Raw genomic sequence first — 21,237 nt, 5'->3', positions numbered from 1 at the left:
AACATTTTTTCTTCGTTTTTTATGTGTTAAACTTATTTGAATGCAAATTTTGCAAAAACTTTTTGATATAAACAACAAAAAATGATTTTTTATTTTTTTACATGAATAATACTGAGAAAAAAGCAATAAGTATCGATGGGAGAATTGATGTCGCATAAAGAGCACTGTTACTAAGATTTGTCTATTTTTGTAAATAAAAACATAGAGTATGAAAAAAGTAATTGGATTAATGGTAGCCTTTGGCTTTCTATTTCAATCTTGTGTAACAACAGAAGAGGTAACCGTAAAAAAAGAAGGAGTAATCACCTATGCAATGGATATGGATTTCTCTGAGTTACTACAAACAATGCCGAGTAGTGCAAATGGAATGTCTAAAGACGTAAAAAAAGCATTAGATCTAATTAATGGAGAGGAATTGACAGTAGAACAATTGTTAGATATTAGTTTGTTAGAAAGTAAAAAACCAGAACAAAAGAAAGATAGTATCCTAAAAGCAAATCCCAATTTATTAAAGAAAACAGAAAATCTTCGCGTGCGAGTGATGATGAATGATTCTATTGGGAATATTGGTTTGAAAATTAGTGCAAAAAATGCATCAGACTTGAATACTTCATTGGTTAATCTATCGGAATTAAGTGCATTAGGTGAAGGAAATGGCAAGAAATTAGATGCTCCTGAGTTTGTGAAGAAATCTAAATTTGAATGGAAGAAAAAATCATTACAACGTACTTTGTCAGTGAAACCGGAAGAATTACAAAAAGGTTTAGGTGAAATCGGGCAAATGGCAGGGATGTTTACCTATCGTATTAAAGTAAATTTCGAACAAGCAATCAAATCAGTTTCTTATCCAGACGCTTTAATTGCACAAGATGGTAAATCATTTGTCAAAGAATTTAAAATGTCAGATGTAATAAACAATCCGAAAGTATTAGAATATACTGTAGAATTGAAATAATATTTTTTATAAAGAAAAACAACAAAAGGAAGCCTAGGCTTCCTTTTGTTGTTATTTAGTAAGCTACTGTCTATGGAGAGACAACTATAAATTCTAATACAGCATCTTTCAAAACATTAACCTTTATTGTTACATGATTCCCGTATTGATCATACAAATTAAAAACCATAGGTTTTAGCCATATATGATTAGCCCATAAGGCTCCATGCCATACGCGATAGACCCAGAAGCATGCACCTGATCTCTCATGATTTTTCTCTGTTATCGTGATTTCCCAATTGTCTGTAATATGAAAGGTTGTCGTAAACCGAGCCCAATAATTAATTCTAACAGAGTTGTCTGTGGTGGTGGAACAGGCTTTGTAATTTCCTTTTTGTCTATAGTTAAACCAATATTCATCTTGTATATCTGTACTTTCGCTGATAGAATCAGTGTTAGAGGAAAAGTTTACATAATAGCTCTTTAGAATTGAATTGTAAGAGTCGGGTCTTATTTTTTCAATAGTCTCTACAGTAATGTCTTTTTGTTGAAACGTATGAGCCTCTACAAGATGTATAGGCAGGGAATTTGATACGATATGTTGATGATTAGTCGAAGCTGCCGTTGTATCTTCTTTTCTTTTATCTAAAGAGACTTTTTTGTGATGCATCAAACAGCATGCATGAAGTTTTATTTTCCCTAAAACCTGAGTGGTAGACAAGTAAAATAGACAACTAGAAATTTTAGGTTCTGTTAATTCATTTTCAACAGCTAAAGAAGATACATATTTTCCTGGTATATCACTAAATAAGAATATGTCGTTCAGTGGTGTATGATTTTCATCTTCCCATTGTATGTTCTTAAAAATTTCATGGGGAGGAATTGAAATATAATTTCCTTGAATATCTAGCGCTTCTAAAAGAACTTGAACTTGAATCTGATGTCGTCCATTAGCATAAAGAGTTTGGGTTTCATGTGCTTGAACGTGTTGTGTAATAAGCTTCAATGAAACGAGTGAATTGATTTCATTCCAAGTAGATGGATCGTTAGATTGGCGTTCATCAGTAGTTGTGGCCGTTTCTTGTTTGACATGAGCAGTACCATATACTTGAGTATTACTTTTGATACTGGCTTTTTCATAAACTTTAGCATTCCCATAGACGGAGGCCTGCTCAGAAACCATAGCATGACCATATACAGAAGCTTGTTCATATATCTCCGCCTCGTTGCAAATTATGGCATGATCACTAATTGTTGCATCGCCATAAACTTTGGCATTGTCTAAAATCATACAATTTCCCAACTGACTTAGATTTTTTTCGCTTTCAACCCAGCCTCCTTTTGCTCCAGTTGCTATATGTTCTATACGCCAAAGAGTATAGCCTTTGTGAATCATAGATTCCTCAGTAAGTTTATATTTTTTCATGGGTTGGTTTTAAAATTTCAGAACGTTTATATTGTGATAAGAGCTATGCTTCATTCAGTTTGATATATATATATCGTTTTATAAAGAGGAGTAATGATTGTTTTAAATTTAAATAATTGAGGATGAGTTTAGTAAAGCTAGCTTAAATACAAGAATTAATTAGAGATACTTCGTTAAAACAAGTATCAGATAGTGATTTTTTAAACAAAAGAACATCTTTTTAAAAAGATGGAATTTTATTTCCTTGTTTGGATAAACAAGGAAGTATAAGAATAGGTTTACAACGTTTGAAAACTTTGTTTATAAGAAAAGGAAGAGAAATAGAAATGAAGAGAAATAGAAATGAAGAGGATTGAGGTAGGTGATATAAGGAAAAACGAAAGAAATCGTAGTGTAGAAGCAATAAAAAAAACAGCAGTACAAGGAGATGTACTGCTGTTTTATACTATTTTATCTTTTATAAAGTGAATATAATATTCAGTCAGAATTAAAGATTTTTTATAATTTATTCATGTTTCCAGCTAGCGCTTCGATGAATTTTCCAATAGGTCCTTTCACCATCATAGCCATCATAGGATTGAAACTTCCTTCAAATAGAAGTTGAATTTCAGTATTGTTCGCGTCAACTTCTGTGATATTTCCAGTTAAAGTAAATGGTAATTTATCACTTGCAGCTCCTAAAACAATTTGAGAATTTGGAGTTGCCTCTTTTTTCTTTAATTTGATTTCTGGCATTCCTTTCAAAGCAAAGATGAAAGAATCATCTCCAGTTACTTCAAATTTAGCAATCGATTCAGGCATTAACTTCTCGAAGTTCTTTACGTCAGATAATGCGTTAAATATATATTCAGCAGATTGCGCTACTTTTACTTTTGGACTTTCTAATTGCATACTTTTATTTCTTTAATTATTGATTCCATTCTGATGGATTAACTCTCCATTCTTGTAGTGTCTCTAAGTCAGAAGCAGAGATGTAATTTTGTTTTACTGCATTTTCCAATAGAGAAGTATAGTTACTCAAGGTAGTCAATTCAACACCTGCTTGAGCAAAGTTATCTTTAGAAACTTGAAACTCATAGGTAAAGATAGCAGCCATACCTACAATATCAGCTCCATTTTCTTTTAAAGCTTCAACAGCTTGTAAGCTACTTTTTCCTGTACTGATTAAATCTTCAATTACAACTACTTTTTTTCCTGGTTCTAATTGTCCTTCAATTTGATTTTGTCTTCCATGTTTCTTCGGTTCAGGACGAACATAAACGAAAGGCAATTCTAAGGCTTCAGCTACTAATAAGCCAATTCCAATAGCTCCTGTTGCTACACCAGCAATTACATCAGGTTTACCATATTTTGCAACAATATGCTTTGCAAACTCCTCTTTTAAGTATTTTCTAATCTCTGGATAAGACAGTGTAATACGGTTATCACAGTAAATAGGAGATTTCCATCCAGAAGCCCATGTAAAAGGATTTTTTGGATTTAATTTAATTGCGTTAATTTGCAGAAGTAATTCGGCAGTTTGTTGAGCTGTTTCTTTAGTAAAAATCATAATACAAATGTATAAAGTTTTTGTAAACGATAAACCGTTGTTTCTAACTGATAAAATTGAGAAAGAAACCGATTTTCAGTTGTTCTTGTTAGACAGTGTTGATATTGACAAAATTATCATTAAATATTTTCAAAATAAAATTGATAAGGCATTTTTATATCATCCAGACGAAAAAGCCATGATGAAAAGGCTAAAAGAAAAAATTCCTGTTCAAAAAGCGGGTGGAGGTGTTGTCTATAATGCAGAAGGGAAAGTACTTTTTATCAAGAGAAATGGTAAATGGGATTTACCCAAGGGAGGAATTGAAAAATATGAAGAAATAGCAGATACGGCAGTACGAGAAGTGGAGGAAGAAACGGGGGTTCGAGAATTGAAAGTGATCAAGAAACTTCCCAAAACCTACCATATCTTTAAGCGAAATGGGAAATATCGATTAAAAATTACCAGTTGGTTTGAGATGAGCACGTCCTATGATGGATCATTAATAGGGCAAGCAGAGGAAGGAATTGAAGAAGTAGTTTGGTTTGATAAGGAACAAATCAAAGAAGCAATGTCCAATTCCTATGAAAATATTAAACTTTTAGTAGAAGAAGCAGGTTTGCTTAGTGAATAAAATAAAAAAGTCGCTCTCGAGCGACTTTTTTTATCTGTTATATTCGGACAGGTTCGGGTACTAGTCTGATGTAATCTCCGTGATTGCGGATCACATCACGTACTATACTTGAGCTGATGAATGAAGTACTTGCAGCGGTAAGTAAAAATACCGTTTCAATTTTTGATAGAAAGCGATTGGTATGTGCAATTGCTTTTTCAAATTCAAAATCCGCTGGATTTCGCAAGCCTCTTAAAATAAATTGAGCCTTTTTTTCATGACAAAAATCGGTAGTTAACCCTTGATACGTCTCTACTTTTATTTTAGGTTCATTTGCAAAGGTCTTTTCAATAAAAACCTTGCGTTCTTCTAAACTGAACATGTATTTTTTATCCGCGTTGACACCAATCGCAATGATAATTTCATCAAAAAGCGGCAACGCTCGTTTGATAATGTCGTAATGTCCATTCGTGATGGGATCAAATGACCCAGGAAAAACAGCTCTTCTCATATTTTGGGAGTCTTTATTTCTGCAAAGCTAAAACTATTGCATTGTCAAACAAATCGGGCAATGAAATTTTAGCTTCTGCCGCCTGTTGAGGTAAAATACTTTCTCTAGTTAAACCAGGAACTGTATTCATCTCCAATAAAAATGGGGTATCTCCAACAATGATAAATTCACTTCTCGAAAATCCGTCCATTTTTAAAATGCGATAAATCTTAATCGCAATATCTTCTATTTTTGCTTTAATTACATCGTCAATGCGAGCGGGTGTAATCTCTTGAGATTTACCTAAATATTTTGCTTCGTAGTCGAAAAAGTCATTTTCACTGACAATTTCAGTAATAGGTAAGACAATAATATCCCCCTTATAATTGATTACACCTACAGAAACTTCTGTTCCTTTAAGGAAGCTCTCAATTAAAATTTCATTGTCTTCTTTATAAGCAACCTCAATCGCATGAATTAATTCTTCAGTGGTATGAACTTTAGAAATACCAAAGCTTGATCCTGAACGGTTAGGCTTAACAAAACAAGGTAAGCCAACACGCTGTATAATAGCTTCAGGGTTGATATCATCTCCCTCATTCAAATAATAGGATATGGCTGTTTTAATACCATAAGGCTTTAAAACAGAAAGCATATCTCTCTTGTTCATGGTTAATGCGGCTTGATACGCATTACATGAAGTATGCGGCATATGGATTAAGTCAAAGTATGCCTGTAATAAACCATCCTCACCAGGTGTACCGTGGATAGCATTAAAAACAACATCAAAGGTTAATTTTTGCCCTTTGTATGATACCGAAAAATCATTTTTATCTACTGGGAATTCCTCGTTGTGCTCGTCTACATAGACCCATTTATCGCGAAAAATATGGATTTTATACGGTGTGTATGTTGTGCGATCCAATGTGTCAAATACAACTTGACCACTTTTAAGCGAAATTTCAAACTCGCTCGAATAGCCTCCCATAATTATTGCTACGTGCTTCATATACCCAGGATGTTGAGGTTAGATTTATAAAAGAATTGTTTCAAACAAATTTATAATAAAACACAGAAACAAAAAATCTTTTCGATTTTATATCTTTGTCAAAAATCTAACCCTATGAAATTAGTTCAATTTTTTAAAAGTAAGAGCTTTTTAATTTCTTTGGCAGCAGCCATCATTATCTCTATTGTGGGGGTACTAGGCCTATTGAAATGGTTGAAAGTAACGACAAATCACGGACAGCGAATTGAAGTACCCAATTTATTAAAGCTAGATACCTATCAAGCTGAGCAAACGTTGGATCAAAAAGAATTGCGTATGATTGTCTTGGATACGCTGGATTACAATAAAAATTTCCCTCCTCTAACTGTTTTAGAACAAGATCCTATGCCAGGTTCTAGCGTGAAGGAAAATAGAAAAATCTACGTTAAAATTAACGCAGCTGGGTATGGTAAAGTGATTTTACCAGAATTAGAACAGTTAACGTACCGACAAGCGAGTGCTACGATTGCTTCTATGGGCTTAAAAGAAGGAACAAGATCTTATGCCACGTTTATTGGTAAAGATGTTGTTTTGGAAGTACATCAAAATGGCAAGAAATTGAAAAAAGGAGATTTAGTAGTGAAGAACTCTAAAATCGACTTCGTTTTAGGAGATGGAAAAGCGGGTCTTTCTGCAGAACAATTGGATGTAGCACCCGATATTGATTAAGAAAAATAATTTATGCAAGAAAATGTAAATGAAGTGTTCGATGATTTAGAAGATGAATTATTTGAACATTTTCGATTTGAAGCAGGTAAAGGGCAAGCGCCGCTACGTGTAGATAAATTTTTGATGAACTTAGTTGAAAATGCAACGCGCAATAAAATTCAACAAGCAGCATCAAACGGGAATATTTTTGTGAATGATGTGGCTGTAAAGTCAAATCATAAGGTAAAAGCCTTGGATGTTGTACGTGTACTCATGAAACAGCCTCCTTTTGAAAATATTATCATTCCAGAAAATATCCCTTTAAATATCGTATATGAAGACGATGCATTATTAGTGGTTAATAAAGAACCAGGGTTGGTTGTGCATCCTGGACATGGAAACTATACAGGGACTTTGGTCAATGCGTTAGCCTACCATTTTGAAAACTTACCGCTAAATAGCAGTGAACGCCCAGGACTAGTACACCGTATTGATAAAGATACGAGCGGATTATTAGTCGTAGCGAAGACGGAGTGGGCAATGACTGAATTGCAACGTCAATTTGCTGAGAAAACTACGGAAAGAGAATACGTAGCTTTGGTATGGGGGAATGTAGTTGAAGATCAAGGTACCATAGAAAGTTATATTGGAAGACACGTGAAAGACCGTATGCAAATGGCTGCTTTTGAGGATGAGAGTAAAGGAAAATGGGCCGTTACGCATTATAAAGTATTGGAGCGTTTTGGTTATGTGACTTTAGTCTCTTGTCGTTTAGAAACAGGACGTACGCACCAAATTAGAGTGCATATGAAGTATATTGGCCATACGCTATTTAATGATGAACGCTATGGTGGAAATTTGATTCTAAAAGGAACCACCTTTACAAAATACAAACAGTTTATCGAAAATTGTTTTCAGCTCTTGCCAAGACAAGCACTTCATGCTAAAACCTTAGGCTTTGAACATCCTATAACCAAAGAGTATGTTCGCTTCGATTCAGAAGTACCTCAGGATATGGTTGCTTGTATTGAAAAATGGAGAACCTATTCACAAAATTCCACACTTGAGTTAGAATAAAATAAAACCACAAATTAAATTTTGTGGTTTTTTTATGTACAGAAATGAACCTAGAATAAGGGTTTTTCGCGAAAAAAAGGGTATTTTTGGAGTTTGCTAGACAATTGTGAATAAAGATTAACATTTATACACCGCTTGTGCTAGATATGTTGAGGTAATCCATGGAAAATAAGTTTAGAAAGCATCTTGAATCAAATTTTGCTGAATTGACACAACACCCTATTTTACTTGCTGTTAGCGGTGGAGTAGATAGTGTTGTTTTATTACATTTATGTCATCAAGTTGGACTAAATGTTGCAGTAGCACATTGTAACTTCCACTTAAGAGAGGAAGATAGTAATCTAGATCAACAGTTTGTTGAAGATCTAACTGTGCAACTAAAAGTGCCTTTTTTTGTAAAAGAATTTGATACCAATCACTATGCGACAGAAAATAAAGTTTCCATTCAAGTTGCTGCAAGAGAACAACGCTATGTTTGGTTTGAAGAAGTTTTAAAACAAGAAAACTACCAATATTTATTGACAGCGCACCACTTGGATGATTCGATGGAAACTTTTTTTATCAATTTTTCGAGGGGAACGGGTATTGAAGGATTGCTAGGGATACCAGAGAAAACAGACTATATTCGGCGGCCACTGTTAGTATTTACTAGGGCGGAAATTGAGGCGTATGCAAATAAGAATCAACTCACTTGGCGAGAAGATTATACAAATGCGCAAACAAAATATTTGCGAAATAAGATAAGAAAAAATATCTTGCCTGTTTTTAAGGAAATCAATCAGCAAATTGACCAAACTTTCCAACAGACTATTGGATTTTTGAAAGAAGCACATCAAATGAGTGAGGATGCAAGTCAAATGATGTTTGAAAAAGTAGTGCTGAAGCAAGGGGATGACCTCTTGTTTCCTTTAAAAGAGTTAAGTGAATTGTCAATACCTAAAGCCTATTTGTATAAATGGTTAGAACCTTACGGTTTTAAAGCGTGGAACGATATTGCGGATTTAGTAAAGGCAGAAACAGGAAAGAAAATTCTGGCGGAAAACTATTGCTTGATTAAAGATAGAGGATACCTCTTACTGCGATTAAAAAGCAAAATGGTGGAAGAGGCAGAGGATTCTTTTTATATACAAGAGAACCAAACTATTACACAACCAATATGCTTAACATCAACTAATTATGAAAGAAATGAAATTGAACTGACGACGGATCCCTTATGTGCTTATCTTGACCGAGATAAATTGCAGTTTCCGTTACTGATTCGCAAACCCAAGAAAGGAGATTATTTCGTGCCTTTTGGAATGAAAGGAACAAAGCGAATTTCGAAATATGTAAAAGATGAGAAAATGACCCAAATAGAAAAAGAAAATATTTGGTTATTGTGCTCAGGTGATACTATTGTATGGATTATTGGAAGTCGAATGGATGAACGATTTAAAGTAAGAAATACAACTACTAATGTTTTAAAAATTAAATTAACCGTATGAAAAAATTAGCTTATTTGCTATTTTTCTTTATATCTATTTTCACGGCTCAGGCGCAGATGATGGAAAATCCTGCCAAATGGACAACGAAAATTGAAAAGAAATCCGATACAGAATATACCATCACATGGAATGGTATTATTCAAGATGGATGGCATATGTACTCTCAATATACAGCTGATGGAGGACCCTTGCCAACCGAATTTATATACAACAATATAGATGGAAATTATGAACTCGTTGGTGACGCCAAAGAGAGTGAAACAAAAACCGTTTATAACGATATCTTTGAAGTAGATGAGACTTATTTCGTAGGTCCTGTTCAATTGGTACAAGAAATTAAATTAACTAACGCTGATACACCGAATATTCAAGTAGAATTAGGATATCAAGTGTGTTTAGATGTTTGTATCAGTCAAAGTAATTTGTTTGTATATGACTTAAAAACACTTCAGGTTACGGAAGTGGAGAATTTTGAGGCTTATGAAAATAAGACAACTACAGCAAAAGAAGGCGAAACAGCTGCAACGGATACAAAAGCAACCGCTCCTAAATCAGAAGAGAAAAGAGGATTATTTACCATCTTCATTTTAGCATTCTTCTCAGGTTTTGCAGCTTTATTGACGCCTTGTGTGTTCCCAATGATTCCAATGACCGTGAGTTTCTTTACAAAACAAAGTAAAACACGCGCGAAAGGAATTAAAAACGCGATTATCTATGGTTTATCGATCATCTTAATTTATGTAGTATTAGGAACGATTGTAACCGCAATCTTTGGAGCAGATTCATTGAATGCACTGTCAACAAACGTATATTTTAATATCATTTTCTTCTTGTTATTAGTCGTGTTCGCAACGTCTTTCTTAGGAGCATTTGAAATTATGTTACCCAATTCTTGGGCGAATAAAGTAGATTCACAAGCCGATCGTGGAGGTATTATCGGTATCTTGTTTATGGCTTTAGCTTTAGCTATTGTTTCATTCTCTTGTACTGGACCTATCGTAGGAACTTTGTTAGTAGAAGCTGCTTCTAAAGGTGGAATTGCTCCAATCGTTGGAATGTTAGGTTTCTCTTTAGCATTAGCACTTCCATTTATGTTGTTTGCTATGTTCCCTGGATGGTTAAACTCTATGCCACGTTCCGGTGGATGGTTGAATACAGTAAAAGTTTCTTTGGGATTCTTAGAATTAGCATTAGCCTTTAAATTTTTATCCAATGCCGATCTTGTATTACAAGCACATTGGTTAGAAAGAGAAGTGTTCTTAGCGATTTGGATTACTATTTTTGGAGCTTGGGCCTTGTACTTATTTGGTAAGATTCGATTACCACACGATAGCCCAATGGATAGCATTTCCGTTGGACGTTTATTCATGGGATTATTTGTTACAACGTTTACCATCTATTTAGTACCTGGATTATGGGGAGCACCATTGAAGATTATTTCAGGTTTCCCTCCTCCGATGACGTACTCAGAAAGTCCTTATGGAGTAGGTGGTAAAGGTGGATCAGGAGGAGCTTCTACAACAGAAGTTTTACCAGAAGGAGCGAAGTACGGTGCACATGACATCGTTGCTTTTACCGATTATGAACAAGGAATGGCGTATGCCAAATCAGTAAATAAACCAGTATTGCTTGATTTTACAGGATTTGCTTGTGTGAATTGTCGTAAAATGGAGGATTACGTTTGGTCAGATCCTGCAATCTTAGCTTTATTGAAAAATGAAGTGGTCTTGATTTCATTGTATGTAGATGATAAAAAAGAATTGCCAGAAAATGAGCAATACATATCAGAAACAACAGGAAAGAAAATCAAAACCATCGGAAATAAATGGAGTGATTTCCAAATGAAGCACTATCATGCCAATGCACAACCGTACTATATTGTGTTGGATGCAGAAGGACAACGTTTGTCTGAACCCGTTGGATATACTCCAGATGTGGAAGAATACAAAGCGTGGTTAGAAGGTGGTATTCAAAAAGGAAAATAAATAAGAAACAAAAAAGCGATCGAAAATTTCGGTCGCTTTTTTTTGTTTATTTTAAGACTAAATCAGGGGATTAATTAATAAATTGTATCCTTCAAATTCAAAAAATAAATTGGACCATTAAATACAAGTAAAATGATAAAAAAGTTTGTTATTACCAGTTTGGCCGTATTTGCCTTATCCGTTGCGCAAGCACAAGTGCAAACACCGCCAACGAGTACAAAATCGGAAGTGCATCAGGTAGTGGGACTAACAGATGTCAAAATTGACTATTCTAGACCTAATATGCGCGGACGTTTGGTGTTTGGTGATTTAGTTCCCTATGGACGTTTATGGCGCACAGGTGCCAATATGAATACAGTTGTTTCTTTTGCTAATGATGTGGAAATTGACGGAAAAGTATTGAAAAAAGGATCGTATGCGATTTATACCATTCCAAAAGTAGAGGAGTGGGAAGTGATTTTTTATAAAGACACCAACAATTGGGGGTTACCAGAAAAATGGGATGAATCTAAAATTGCATTATCTACAAAAGTAAAGGTGCAAAACTTAGATCGCAAATTCGAAACGTTTACCATGGCAATCAATAACGTAAATATTGATTACGCAGATTTGGAAATCATGTGGGAGCGCAGTTTAGTTCCAGTGCGTTTCAAAGTGCCAACTGATAACTTAGCCATGGAAAGTATTACAGAAACTTTTGAAGGTCCTAAAATCGTAGATTACTATGCTGCTGCAGAGTATTTTTATTTGACAGGGAAGGATCTATCTAAAGCTTTGTCGTGGATTAATAATGCAATTGATAAATCAGGAGAGAAAGTACCATACTATTTTGTTCGATTGAAATCTCAAATTCAAGCAAAAGCAGGGGATAAAATCGGAGCCGTAGCGACAGCAAAAGTGGCACTAGATTTAGCTGAAAAAGCAAATAATCTAGACTACGTAAAAATGAATAAAGACGCAATTAAAGAGTGGTCTAAAGCAATTTAATGCTGATTTAATGGCGTTGATTCCCATGTAAGGGCGAATGAAAATTTGCCCATTATAGGTTAATGCATACATCGAGACGAATAACAGTGTATCTATTGAAATAATAGGAAGAAACCCATTAAAATCACAAAAAACAAAAAAGCAAACCGCGTAAAAAATATTATCTTTGTCTCTTAACAACACAATCTAAATGATGCTGACAGAACTGAATGCTATATCGCCTATTGATGGACGTTATAGAAGTAAAACCCAATCCTTAGCACAATACTTCTCAGAAGAAGCTCTAATCAAGTATAGAGTTTTAGTTGAGGTAGAATATTTTATTGCGCTATGTGAATATAATCTTCCGCAATTAAGTGGGATTTCCCCTAATCTATTTCCAGAGTTACGAAAATTATACAAAGATTTTACAGCAGAAGATGCCCTTTGGATTAAGGAAAAAGAAAAAATAACGAACCACGATGTAAAAGCCGTTGAGTATTTTATCAAAGATGCTTTTGATCGTTTAGGATTAGAGTCGTACAAAGAATTTATCCATTTTGGATTAACTTCTCAAGACATCAATAATACCTCTATTCCGTTATTAACAAAAGAAGCTTTTCATGAAGTGTATATGCCTTTATTCCTTTCAGTAGTTAATAAACTGAAAGAATTAAGCCAAGAGTGGAGTGATGTTCCTATGTTGGCAAGAACACATGGGCAACCAGCTTCTCCGACGCGTTTAGGAAAGGAAATTCAAGTATTTGTACAACGTTTGGAAGAGCAATTGCGCTTGTTGAATAACGTGCCGTTTGCTGCGAAATTTGGCGGAGCAACAGGAAACTTCAACGCGCACCATGTAGCTTATCCAAAAAATGATTGGAAGCAATTTGGAGAAGATTTCGTTGAATTGAGTTTAGGATTGAAATATTCATTCCCAACAACACAAATTGAACATTACGACCACTTTGCTGCTTTCTTCGATGCACTGAAACGAATCAATACTATTTTGATTGATTTAGATCGCGATATCTGGACGTATGTTTCCATGGATTATTTCAAACAAAAAATTAAAGCGGGTGAGATTGGCTCTTCTGCAATGCCTCATAAAGTAAATCCGATTGATTTTGAAAACTCAGAAGGAAACTTGGGAATTGCGAATGCTATCTTTGAACATTTAGCCGCAAAACTTCCCTTATCGAGATTGCAACGTGATTTAACGGACAGTACAGTCTTGAGAAATATTGGAGTACCGATGGGGCATACGATCATCGCTTTTGAATCTACGTTGAAAGGATTGAATAAGCTCTTGCTAAATGCAGATAAATTTGCTGAAGATTTAGATCGAAATTGGGCTGTAGTAGCGGAAGCAATTCAAACCATTTTAAGACGAGAAGGATATCCAAATCCATATGAAGCTTTAAAAGATTTGACACGTACTAATACGGTAATCAACAAAGAATCTATTCACAATTTTATTGAAACACTTGCGGTAAGTGAAGCAATAAAAACAGAATTGAAACAAATTACTCCAAGTAATTATTTAGGAGTGAAATAATAAAAGTAAAAAAGGACTGTGGTAAAAACAGCCCTTTTTTTTATGCTGATAAAAAAAGGCTGTCTTACTCCAAGACAGCCTTTTTATATATAAGATTATTGACTAGATAGTATCAATAATTGTATTCAATGTAGCACTTGGACGCATTGCTTTTGCAGTTGCTTCTGGGTTTGATTGATAGTACCCACCAATTTCTTGCGCTTTACCTTGAGCTCCGATTAACTCTTCGTTAATTTTCGCTTCGTTTTCATTCATTGCTTTAGCGATAGGTGCAAATTTAGCTTTTAATTCTGCATCTTTCGATTGAGCAGCTAATGCTTCAGCCCAATACATAGCTAAATAGAAATGAGATCCACGGTTGTCGATAGATCCAACTTTACGAGCAGGTGACTTATCGTTATCTAAGAACTTAGCAGTAGCTTCATCTAATGTTTCAGCTAATACTAGTGCTTTTGTATTATTTTGAGTTTGGCTTAAGTGTTCAAAAGAAGCACCCAAAGCTAAGAACTCTCCTAATGAATCCCAACGTAAATAACCTTCTTCGATGAATTGTTCGATGTGTTTTGGAGCAGATCCACCAGCACCTGTTTCGAATAATCCTCCACCGTTCATTAAAGGAACGATTGAAAGCATTTTTGCAGAAGTACCAACTTCTAAGATTGGAAATAAATCAGTTAAGTAATCACGTAATACGTTTCCTGTTACAGAAATAGTATCTAATCCTTGACGGATGCGCTCAACAGAAACTTTAGTAGCTTCAATCGGGCTCAAGATACGGATGTCTAAACCTGTTGTATCGTATTGTTTTAAGTATTCGTTTACTTTTTTGATTAATTCTCTATCGTGAGCTCTGTTTTCATCTAACCAGAAGATTGCTGGTGTTTCAGATAAGCGAGCGCGGTTTACTGCTAATTTAACCCAGTCTTGGATTGGAGCATCTTTCGTTTGACACATTCTGAAGATATCTCCAGCCTCAACAGCTTGTTCAAAGAACACGTTGTTGTTTTCATCAGAAACGCGGATTGATCCTACTGCATCAGCTTGGAACGTTTTATCATGAGATCCGTATTCTTCTGCTTTTTGAGCCATTAAACCAACGTTTGGTACTGATCCCATAGTCGTAGGGTTGTAAGCACCATTTGCTTTACAATCTTCGATTACAGTTTCATATACTCCCGCATAACAACGGTCTGGAATAATTGCTAATGTATCTTGTTGTTTTCCTTCTTTGTTCCACATTTGACCTGAAGTACGGATCATTGCAGGCATAGAAGCATCTACAATTACATCAGAAGGAACGTGTAAGTTTGTAATTCCTTTGTCTGAGTTTACCATTGCAATAGCTGGTCCTTGTGCAATAGCTGTATCGATAGCCGCTTTAATTTCAGCTTCTAAAGCATGTCCTGCAATCTTAGCATATAAATCACCTAAACCATTGTTTGGGCTAATACCTAATTCAGCAAATACAGCTGCGTATTTAGCATATACATCAGCAAAGTATCCTTCTACTACAGCTCCAAAAATGATAGGGTCTGAAACCTTCATCATGGTTGCTTTTAAGTGTGTAGAGAATAAAATATTTTTCGCTTTCGCTTCTTCTTTACATTCAGAAACAAATGCTTTTAATTTATTTAAGTTTAAAACAGTTGAATCAATTACTTCTCCTTGTAAAAGAGGAGCGTAATCTTTCAATAATTTAGTAGAACCATCTGCACCAACAAATTCAATTTTGAATTTAGTATTTTGTGCAACAGTTACTGATTTTTCAGTACCATAAAAATCGCCATCTGCCATAGATGCCACTCTCGTTTGTGAGTTTGTAGCCCAAGCTCCCATTGAATGTGGATGTTTTTTCGCGTAATTCTTTACTGCTTTTGGTGCTCTACGGTCAGAGTTACCTTCACGCAATACAGGGTTTACAGCAGATCCTAAAATTTTAGCATATTTAGCTTTGATCTCTTTCTCTTCGTCATTTTTAGGTTCCGCAGGATAATTAGGAACTGCAAATCCATGCGCTTGAAGTTCTTTAATCGCAGCGTTTAATTGGGGAATAGAAGCAGAAATATTCGGTAATTTGATAATGTTTGCTTCTGGGCTTTTTGCCAATTCTCCTAATTCAGCTAAAGCATCGCCAATTCTTTGTTCCTCTTTTAAATACTCAGGGAAATTTGCTAAAATACGTCCAGCTAAAGAAATATCTCTTGTTTCTACATCAATACCTGCAGTCTGAGCAAAAGCCTGAACGATCGGTAAGAAAGAATACGTAGCTAACATTGGAGCTTCGTCTGTAAACGTGTAAAGGATTTTAGAATTTTGTGTCATTTTTGTTCAATTTAAATGATAACAATATAATTGTTGTATATGTTGAGTCTAAATAGTAAAATTATAAAGCAAATATAAGCATAAGCATTGAAAAAAACGTGGTAATTCAGTGATATAACAGTAGAATTGTTAAGTTTATAATATGCCTTAGTAAAATTGCTTTATTGTTATTTTTGAAGGTTTTAAAAAGTGATATTGCTAAAAAGGCTAGCATATTTCTATGCCAGCCTTCTGTGTTTTATTTCATTATTTTAAATTCAAAAGCTTTTTCCACCATGGACGTTTATCTTCTAACACATCGTGTCCATAACCGTAACCATAACCATAGCCGTAACCATAGCCACCATATCCTTTCATGGTCGTTGTGTCATTTAAGATAATAGACATGTTTTTCAACTTGCCTTCGCGGTGTAAATCCGTAGGAAGTTTTAACATGCGTTTGTCTAGGTAGTTAGCGCGTGTTACGTAGATAAACGTATCAGCAAACTTACTTACCAATAATGTATCCGTTACTAAACTAACAGGTGCTGTATCCACAACGATATAGTCATATTCTGCTTTTAGTTTGGTAAACATCGCCTGAATTGGATTCCCCATCAACAACTCGGCAGGATTTGGAGGAATAGTTCCCGCTGGTAAAGCAAAGAAATTCTCGTATCCTTCCACTTTGACGATGAATTGATCAATATCAATATTCTTTCTTAAAAGATAATCTGATACCCCTTTCGATGGTAGATTCAAATAATCATCTAATCGAGGATTACGCAAGTCCATTCCAATTAAAAGCGTACGTTTACCAGAAAGTGCAATTGTTGCAGCTAAGTTTACAGAGGTAAAGGTTTTTCCTTCTTTTGGAAACGTTGAGGTAAGGAAAATAGTTTTAGCCATTCCTTCTTTCACATTCCCTAACATAAACTCTAAGTTCGTGCGTATAATACGCAAGGCTTCAGCTGAACTTGATCGACTAGATAAATCAATGATATTTTCGTGATCATCCGAATGCGGAATATCTCCCAAAAACGGTACATCTGTATTATTCTCAATATCCAAGCGATTTTTCACTTTCGTATCCAATAGTAAACGCAAGTAAATAACTGCAAAAGGAATTAACCCTCCTAAAATTAAGGCCGCTAATAAAATAATTGCCTTTTTAGGTGAAACAGGCTTATCAGAACTCTTTGCTGTGTCAATCACTTTTGCATTAAGATCAGTAGCTGCTAAAGTAATAGCTGTTTCTTCTCTTTTTTGGAAAAGGTACAAGTAAATAGCCTCTTTTACCTTTTGTTGTCTATCGATAATTCTAAATTCTCTTTCTTGTCTAGGTACTTGAGAAAGTTTTGAACGCAATTCAAACTCTTTGCTTTCTAATTCTTTCTTTGTGATTTTTAAAGAGCTTTCTAAACGATTTAGGCTAGCTAATACAGAAGCTTTCATCGCAGAAATTTGATCGTCCAATCGAATAACAGCAGGGTTTAAATCCGTAGAACTAGATGAAATCTTATTGCGCTCTAAGACTAAGGTATTATATTGATTAATTAACGAGTTAGAGCTCGGATCTGAAGAAACGATATTACCCGGTAATAGCTCATTTTGTTTGCTGTTTCTCAAGAAATCAATCAAAGAGGAAACTACTTTTAATTCTGTTTCATTCTCAATGATTTGCTTGTCATAAACATTGGCATTTTGCAAGTATAATCCCAATTCAGTAGGAATATCAGTAATGCTGTTTTTTGATTTATAGCCTTCTACTGTTTTTTCAACATCACTTAATTCATCTGTGATGAGTTTTAAACGACTATCAATAAATTCAGAAGTCTTTTCCGAAATATAACGCTTATCTGCAATAGCAGCATCGTTGTATAGGGTGATTAAGTTATCTAAATAGTCCACTGCCTTTGCTGGAGTTGGACTTAATAACGATAAGTCAAGGATACTTGAAAACTTGTCTGTAGGAGCGATTTGAACATTTTTAACAAAGTAATCAGTTACTTGTTCAATAGGTTTGATCTCAACAGTAATATTGCTGACATCTTCCATTTCTTCGCTTTCTTCAGTTTCTCCTTCAGTTCCTTTTTTAAGGGTAGAAATTGGTTTAGGTTGGTTTCTTGTAACAATTAACTTTCCTAAAATAGTTTCAATAGGAGTATTGTATTCAAAAGTACCTAACTTAACTTTCTCTTTATCTAAAAGTGTAAATGAAGTATCGGTGATATCTTTTACAAAGAAGGTGTAGCTCAATTGATCGAAATCAAATACACGTTCGATGAAATTGAAATCAATAGGACTATTATTGTAAAGCTCACTATTAACAACACGACCTTCATTGATATAAGAAATATTCAATTGCAAACGACGCACTGTTCGTTCTGCTAATGTACGAGAAGATAAAATCTGAGTTTCATTTTCAAGGTTACTCTTGCCTCCTGATAGCATTCCTAAGTCTGCAAATGCAGAAAGCTCAGTAGAAATACCGCCTCCTCTTTTTTCGTCTTTTACTATAATAGTTGTATTAACTTTATAGGTTTTTTCTGTATAACGAAGGTAGATAAAAGCCAGAATCAATGTAATAAAAACACTAACTACAAACCATCTCCAGTGTACAATATATTTCTCTAATTCTTCTCGAATATTAATGTTTACATTTTCACTATTGTCGAATTTTCCTTCCATTTCTTTTATTTAGTTGACAGCGCAATTATAGTTACTAACAAAGATAGTGCCGAAATACCTAAAGTAAGGTTAGGACCTACAACAGAAGAATTTACTCTTGTTTTGTTAGGCTCGACATATACAATATCGTTTTGGTTTAAGTAATAGTAAGGGGAGGTAATAAAATCAGCTTTAGTCATATCTACACGGTAAGGAATGCGTTTTCCTTCCACTTCGCGAATCACAAGAACATTGTCTCTTTTTCCATAAACCGTCATGTCTCCTGAAAGTGCAATTGCATCAGAAAGCGTCAAACGCTCACTAACAACAGTGTGGATTCCAGGTCTGTTTACTTCGCCTTGTACGGTTACTTTGTAATTCATGATTCTCATGTTAACAATAGGGCGAATGATATATTTACTAATCTCAGTTGTTAGGTAATCAATAGCTTCTTTTTTTGTTAATCCGCTGATTTTTAGTGTTCCAAGAACAGGGAATTCGATGTTTCCTTTGTTGTCTACCAAATACAATTGTTGTTGCATTTGACCTGTACCCGCAGCGTTATTGGGGTTGGTCGTCATTGTATTTAACAAGTTAAATGGAGCAGCTGCTTCTCGATCTTGAGCTGATACAATAATCATTAGTAAATCATCTGGTTGCAGATGGGTTTCAAAATTGGTAACTGTATTATTGTTCGCTAACACGTCTTCCACATTTTGGTAGTAAACTACTGATTTTCTGGACGCACAAGACGTCAGAAATACAGCTGTTAAGAGGAGTAATACAGCAAATGAGCTTCTTAATTTCATTGTTAATTTTTTTGCAAAAGTAGAACTTTGTTAAGTTGAATAAAAGTAAAAGTAGCAATATTTTACTAATTACAGTAAAAGAGCACTAAAATTCATTCAGGTACTAGTAGACCTAGTCGAAGTCTAATTTCTTTTTACGCAATTCAAAGTTTTGACCTAAATATACTTTTCTAACCATCTCATCCTCTGCTAGTTCTTCTGGAATTCCAGCTTTAAGAATACCTCCTTCAAACATTAAATAGGTCTTATCTGTAATTGCTAACGTTTCTTGTACGTTGTGATCTGTAATTAAAATTCCGATGTTTTTGTTTTTTAATTTAGCAACAATACGTTGAATATCCTCTACTGCAACAGGGTCAACACCAGCAAAAGGTTCATCGAGTAAGATGAATTTTGGATCGGTAGCCAAAGCACGAGCAATTTCCGTTCTTCTGCGTTCACCTCCAGATAACAAATCCCCACGGTTTGTGCGAATGTGTTCTAAGTTAAATTCAGCAATTAAAGACTCCATCTTAGCCACTTGCTCTTGCTTAGAAAGCTTGGTCAACTGAAGTACACTTAAAATATTATCCTCGATACTTAATTTTCGAAACACTGATGGTTCTTGGGCTAAATAACCAATACCATGTTGTCCTCTTTTGTACATCGGAAAACTGGTAATGTCCATATTGTCCAAATAGATGTGACCGAAATTGGGCTTTACCAATCCGACAATCATATAAAACGAAGTCGTTTTTCCAGCTCCATTAGGGCCTAATAACCCTACAATCTCTCCTTGATTTACTTCAACAGAAACGCCTTTTACAACCTTTCTCTTTTTGTACATCTTGACAATATTATCTGCTCTTAATTTCATACTTAGTCATTATTGTTTGGTGCCAAAACTTCCGTTTTAGGTTTCTTTTGAACAAATTTAGAGATATAAATACTAATTTCATATAGAATCAACAAAGGGATAGAAACTATAATTTGGCTAATCACATCCGGAGGAGTGATGATTGCTGCTAAAATTAGAATTAATACAATAGCATATTTTCTGTATTCTCTTAAAAATTGTGGGGTAACTAAACCAAGAACCGATAAGAAATACATGATAATCGGAAGTTCAAAAATTAAACCACAAGCGATAGAGGTGGTTTTTACTAGCCCAATGTAAGAGTTGATGTCAATGTCATTTTTTACTACATCACTTACCTGCAGATTTACCAAGAAGTTGATAGATAGTGGAGTAATTACATAATAGCCAAATAAAACACCCAAAAAGAATAAGAATGATGAAATGACGATAAAGAATTTAGCGTATTTCTTTTCTTTAGTGTATAAAGCTGGACTAATAAATTTCCATATTTCCCATAGGATAAAAGGAACTGAAATGATGAAACCTGCTGTAATACACGTCCACATCATGACAGAAAATTGCCCATCCATGGTTCTGTTTTGGATTTCAAAAGGAAGTTCTTGTTGACAAAAACTATCATCAAAATTAAAGTACTGTGCAATTTTACAGAAGAATTGATAGGTAACGAAATCGCTGTTCTTTGGTCCGAAAATGATTGTATTGAATATAAAATCCCTGAAAAAGAAAGCGATGATTCCCCCGCCTAAAATAAAAACGGAAGCGCGGATTAATAGCCATCTTAATTCTTCTAAATGGTCTAAAAAGGACATTGCCTTTTCTGAGTTTTTTTGTTTTGCCATTT

General features: G+C 34.7%; 18 protein-coding genes. 8 read left to right on the top strand and 10 right to left on the bottom strand.

The features are described from left to right. Positions 1–208 precede the first annotated feature (208 nt). Positions 209–955, top strand: a complete 747-nt coding sequence (locus ACUTSE_RS15350; RefSeq protein WP_445640869.1) for a hypothetical protein — start codon at positions 209–211, stop codon at positions 953–955. Between the two features lie 70 nt (positions 956–1,025). Here the strand turns inward: ACUTSE_RS15350 and ACUTSE_RS15345 are convergent, their stop codons facing one another. From ACUTSE_RS15345 to pyrE, 3 genes are all read right to left on the bottom strand, one after another. After that, complete coding sequence (locus tag ACUTSE_RS15345) at positions 1,026–2,360, bottom strand: hypothetical protein (RefSeq protein ID WP_445640868.1); 1,335 nt, start codon at positions 2,358–2,360, stop codon at positions 1,026–1,028. A gap of 498 nt (positions 2,361–2,858) precedes the next feature. Next, positions 2,859–3,251: an SRPBCC family protein gene (locus ACUTSE_RS15340; RefSeq protein ID WP_353102022.1), complete on the bottom strand. Its 393-nt coding sequence runs from the start codon at positions 3,249–3,251 to the stop codon at positions 2,859–2,861. A 16-nt stretch (positions 3,252–3,267) separates the two neighbouring features. Continuing rightward, the gene (pyrE, locus tag ACUTSE_RS15335) at positions 3,268–3,909 is read right to left on the bottom strand and encodes an orotate phosphoribosyltransferase (RefSeq protein ID WP_002987166.1); all 642 of its coding nucleotides are present in this window, start codon (positions 3,907–3,909) and stop codon (positions 3,268–3,270) included. Positions 3,910–3,916: 7 nt separating this feature from the next. Here pyrE and ACUTSE_RS15330 point away from each other — a divergent pair, with 7 nt between their 5' ends. Beyond that, complete coding sequence (locus ACUTSE_RS15330; RefSeq protein ID WP_445640867.1) at positions 3,917–4,522, top strand: NUDIX hydrolase; 606 nt, start codon at positions 3,917–3,919, stop codon at positions 4,520–4,522. Positions 4,523–4,559: 37 nt separating this feature from the next. Here the strand turns inward: ACUTSE_RS15330 and coaD are convergent, their stop codons facing one another. Beyond that, the gene (gene coaD / locus ACUTSE_RS15325; RefSeq protein WP_115091427.1) at positions 4,560–5,012 is read right to left on the bottom strand and encodes a pantetheine-phosphate adenylyltransferase; all 453 of its coding nucleotides are present in this window, start codon (positions 5,010–5,012) and stop codon (positions 4,560–4,562) included. A 13-nt stretch (positions 5,013–5,025) separates the two neighbouring features. After that, positions 5,026–6,000 (bottom strand): D-alanine--D-alanine ligase, encoded by a 975-nt coding sequence (locus tag ACUTSE_RS15320; protein ID WP_445640866.1) that lies wholly within the window; start codon positions 5,998–6,000, stop codon positions 5,026–5,028. A gap of 114 nt (positions 6,001–6,114) precedes the next feature. Between ACUTSE_RS15320 and ACUTSE_RS15315 the strand changes: the two genes are divergently transcribed. The 6 genes from ACUTSE_RS15315 (at position 6,115) to purB (ending at position 13,757) form a co-directional block, all read left to right on the top strand. Beyond that, positions 6,115–6,708, top strand: a complete 594-nt coding sequence (locus tag ACUTSE_RS15315) for a PASTA domain-containing protein (RefSeq protein ID WP_115091425.1) — start codon at positions 6,115–6,117, stop codon at positions 6,706–6,708. A gap of 12 nt (positions 6,709–6,720) precedes the next feature. After that, positions 6,721–7,764, top strand: a complete 1,044-nt coding sequence (locus ACUTSE_RS15310; RefSeq protein WP_002987156.1) for an RluA family pseudouridine synthase — start codon at positions 6,721–6,723, stop codon at positions 7,762–7,764. Positions 7,765–7,925: 161 nt separating this feature from the next. Continuing rightward, complete coding sequence (gene tilS, locus ACUTSE_RS15305) at positions 7,926–9,248, top strand: tRNA lysidine(34) synthetase TilS (protein ID WP_445640865.1); 1,323 nt, start codon at positions 7,926–7,928, stop codon at positions 9,246–9,248. Further along, complete coding sequence (locus ACUTSE_RS15300) at positions 9,245–11,233, top strand: cytochrome c biogenesis protein CcdA (RefSeq protein WP_445640864.1); 1,989 nt, start codon at positions 9,245–9,247, stop codon at positions 11,231–11,233. Before tilS ends, ACUTSE_RS15300 begins: the two co-directional genes overlap by 4 nt. Before the next feature lie 132 nt (positions 11,234–11,365). After that, complete coding sequence (locus tag ACUTSE_RS15295) at positions 11,366–12,220, top strand: DUF2911 domain-containing protein (RefSeq protein WP_002987151.1); 855 nt, start codon at positions 11,366–11,368, stop codon at positions 12,218–12,220. A 193-nt stretch (positions 12,221–12,413) separates the two neighbouring features. Continuing rightward, positions 12,414–13,757 carry an adenylosuccinate lyase gene (purB, locus tag ACUTSE_RS15290; RefSeq protein WP_445640879.1) on the top strand — a complete coding sequence of 448 codons (1,344 nt, stop codon included), beginning with the start codon at positions 12,414–12,416 and terminating at the stop codon, positions 13,755–13,757. Between the two features lie 102 nt (positions 13,758–13,859). On the opposite strand, the gene ACUTSE_RS15285 is transcribed toward purB, so the two are convergent. The 5 genes from ACUTSE_RS15285 to tatC all read right to left on the bottom strand — a co-directional run bounded on the left by ACUTSE_RS15285 (position 13,860) and on the right by tatC (position 21,235). Beyond that, complete coding sequence (locus ACUTSE_RS15285; RefSeq protein ID WP_445640863.1) at positions 13,860–16,079, bottom strand: NADP-dependent isocitrate dehydrogenase; 2,220 nt, start codon at positions 16,077–16,079, stop codon at positions 13,860–13,862. 246 nt (positions 16,080–16,325) lie between these two features. Continuing rightward, the gene (locus ACUTSE_RS15280) at positions 16,326–18,749 is read right to left on the bottom strand and encodes a GumC family protein (protein WP_445640862.1); all 2,424 of its coding nucleotides are present in this window, start codon (positions 18,747–18,749) and stop codon (positions 16,326–16,328) included. A 5-nt stretch (positions 18,750–18,754) separates the two neighbouring features. Next, a complete protein-coding gene (locus ACUTSE_RS15275; protein WP_445640861.1) occupies positions 18,755–19,537 on the bottom strand; it encodes a polysaccharide biosynthesis/export family protein in 783 nt (260 codons plus the stop codon). 112 nt (positions 19,538–19,649) lie between these two features. Continuing rightward, positions 19,650–20,393: an LPS export ABC transporter ATP-binding protein gene (lptB, locus tag ACUTSE_RS15270; protein ID WP_060875189.1), complete on the bottom strand. Its 744-nt coding sequence runs from the start codon at positions 20,391–20,393 to the stop codon at positions 19,650–19,652. Between the two features lie 2 nt (positions 20,394–20,395). Then, positions 20,396–21,235: a twin-arginine translocase subunit TatC gene (tatC, locus tag ACUTSE_RS15265; RefSeq protein WP_002987135.1), complete on the bottom strand. Its 840-nt coding sequence runs from the start codon at positions 21,233–21,235 to the stop codon at positions 20,396–20,398. Between the last annotated feature and the right edge of the window lie 2 nt (positions 21,236–21,237).

This window comes from Myroides sp. TSA_177.3 (genome assembly GCF_052691955.1).
The sequence above is the reverse complement of the archived record's forward strand: the minus strand, read 5'-3'. Positions and strand labels throughout refer to the sequence as shown.

What these genes read in the sequence shown, in the direction of transcription:
- ACUTSE_RS15350 (WP_445640869.1), top strand. Translation starts at nt 209, where the DNA reads ATGAAAAAAGTAATTGGATTAATGGTAGCCTTTGGCTTTCTATTTCAA.
- ACUTSE_RS15345 (WP_445640868.1), bottom strand. Translation starts at nt 2,360, where the DNA reads ATGAAAAAATATAAACTTACTGAGGAATCTATGATTCACAAAGGCTAT.
- ACUTSE_RS15340 (WP_353102022.1), bottom strand. Translation starts at nt 3,251, where the DNA reads ATGCAATTAGAAAGTCCAAAAGTAAAAGTAGCGCAATCTGCTGAATAT.
- pyrE (WP_002987166.1), bottom strand. Translation starts at nt 3,909, where the DNA reads ATGATTTTTACTAAAGAAACAGCTCAACAAACTGCCGAATTACTTCTG.
- ACUTSE_RS15330 (WP_445640867.1), top strand. Translation starts at nt 3,917, where the DNA reads ATGTATAAAGTTTTTGTAAACGATAAACCGTTGTTTCTAACTGATAAA.
- coaD (WP_115091427.1), bottom strand. Translation starts at nt 5,012, where the DNA reads ATGAGAAGAGCTGTTTTTCCTGGGTCATTTGATCCCATCACGAATGGA.
- ACUTSE_RS15320 (WP_445640866.1), bottom strand. Translation starts at nt 6,000, where the DNA reads ATGAAGCACGTAGCAATAATTATGGGAGGCTATTCGAGCGAGTTTGAA.
- ACUTSE_RS15315 (WP_115091425.1), top strand. Translation starts at nt 6,115, where the DNA reads ATGAAATTAGTTCAATTTTTTAAAAGTAAGAGCTTTTTAATTTCTTTG.
- ACUTSE_RS15310 (WP_002987156.1), top strand. Translation starts at nt 6,721, where the DNA reads ATGCAAGAAAATGTAAATGAAGTGTTCGATGATTTAGAAGATGAATTA.
- tilS (WP_445640865.1), top strand. Translation starts at nt 7,926, where the DNA reads ATGGAAAATAAGTTTAGAAAGCATCTTGAATCAAATTTTGCTGAATTG.
- ACUTSE_RS15300 (WP_445640864.1), top strand. Translation starts at nt 9,245, where the DNA reads ATGAAAAAATTAGCTTATTTGCTATTTTTCTTTATATCTATTTTCACG.
- ACUTSE_RS15295 (WP_002987151.1), top strand. Translation starts at nt 11,366, where the DNA reads ATGATAAAAAAGTTTGTTATTACCAGTTTGGCCGTATTTGCCTTATCC.
- purB (WP_445640879.1), top strand. Translation starts at nt 12,414, where the DNA reads ATGCTGACAGAACTGAATGCTATATCGCCTATTGATGGACGTTATAGA.
- ACUTSE_RS15285 (WP_445640863.1), bottom strand. Translation starts at nt 16,079, where the DNA reads ATGACACAAAATTCTAAAATCCTTTACACGTTTACAGACGAAGCTCCA.
- ACUTSE_RS15280 (WP_445640862.1), bottom strand. Translation starts at nt 18,749, where the DNA reads ATGGAAGGAAAATTCGACAATAGTGAAAATGTAAACATTAATATTCGA.
- ACUTSE_RS15275 (WP_445640861.1), bottom strand. Translation starts at nt 19,537, where the DNA reads ATGAAATTAAGAAGCTCATTTGCTGTATTACTCCTCTTAACAGCTGTA.
- lptB (WP_060875189.1), bottom strand. Translation starts at nt 20,393, where the DNA reads ATGAAATTAAGAGCAGATAATATTGTCAAGATGTACAAAAAGAGAAAG.
- tatC (WP_002987135.1), bottom strand. Translation starts at nt 21,235, where the DNA reads ATGGCAAAACAAAAAAACTCAGAAAAGGCAATGTCCTTTTTAGACCAT.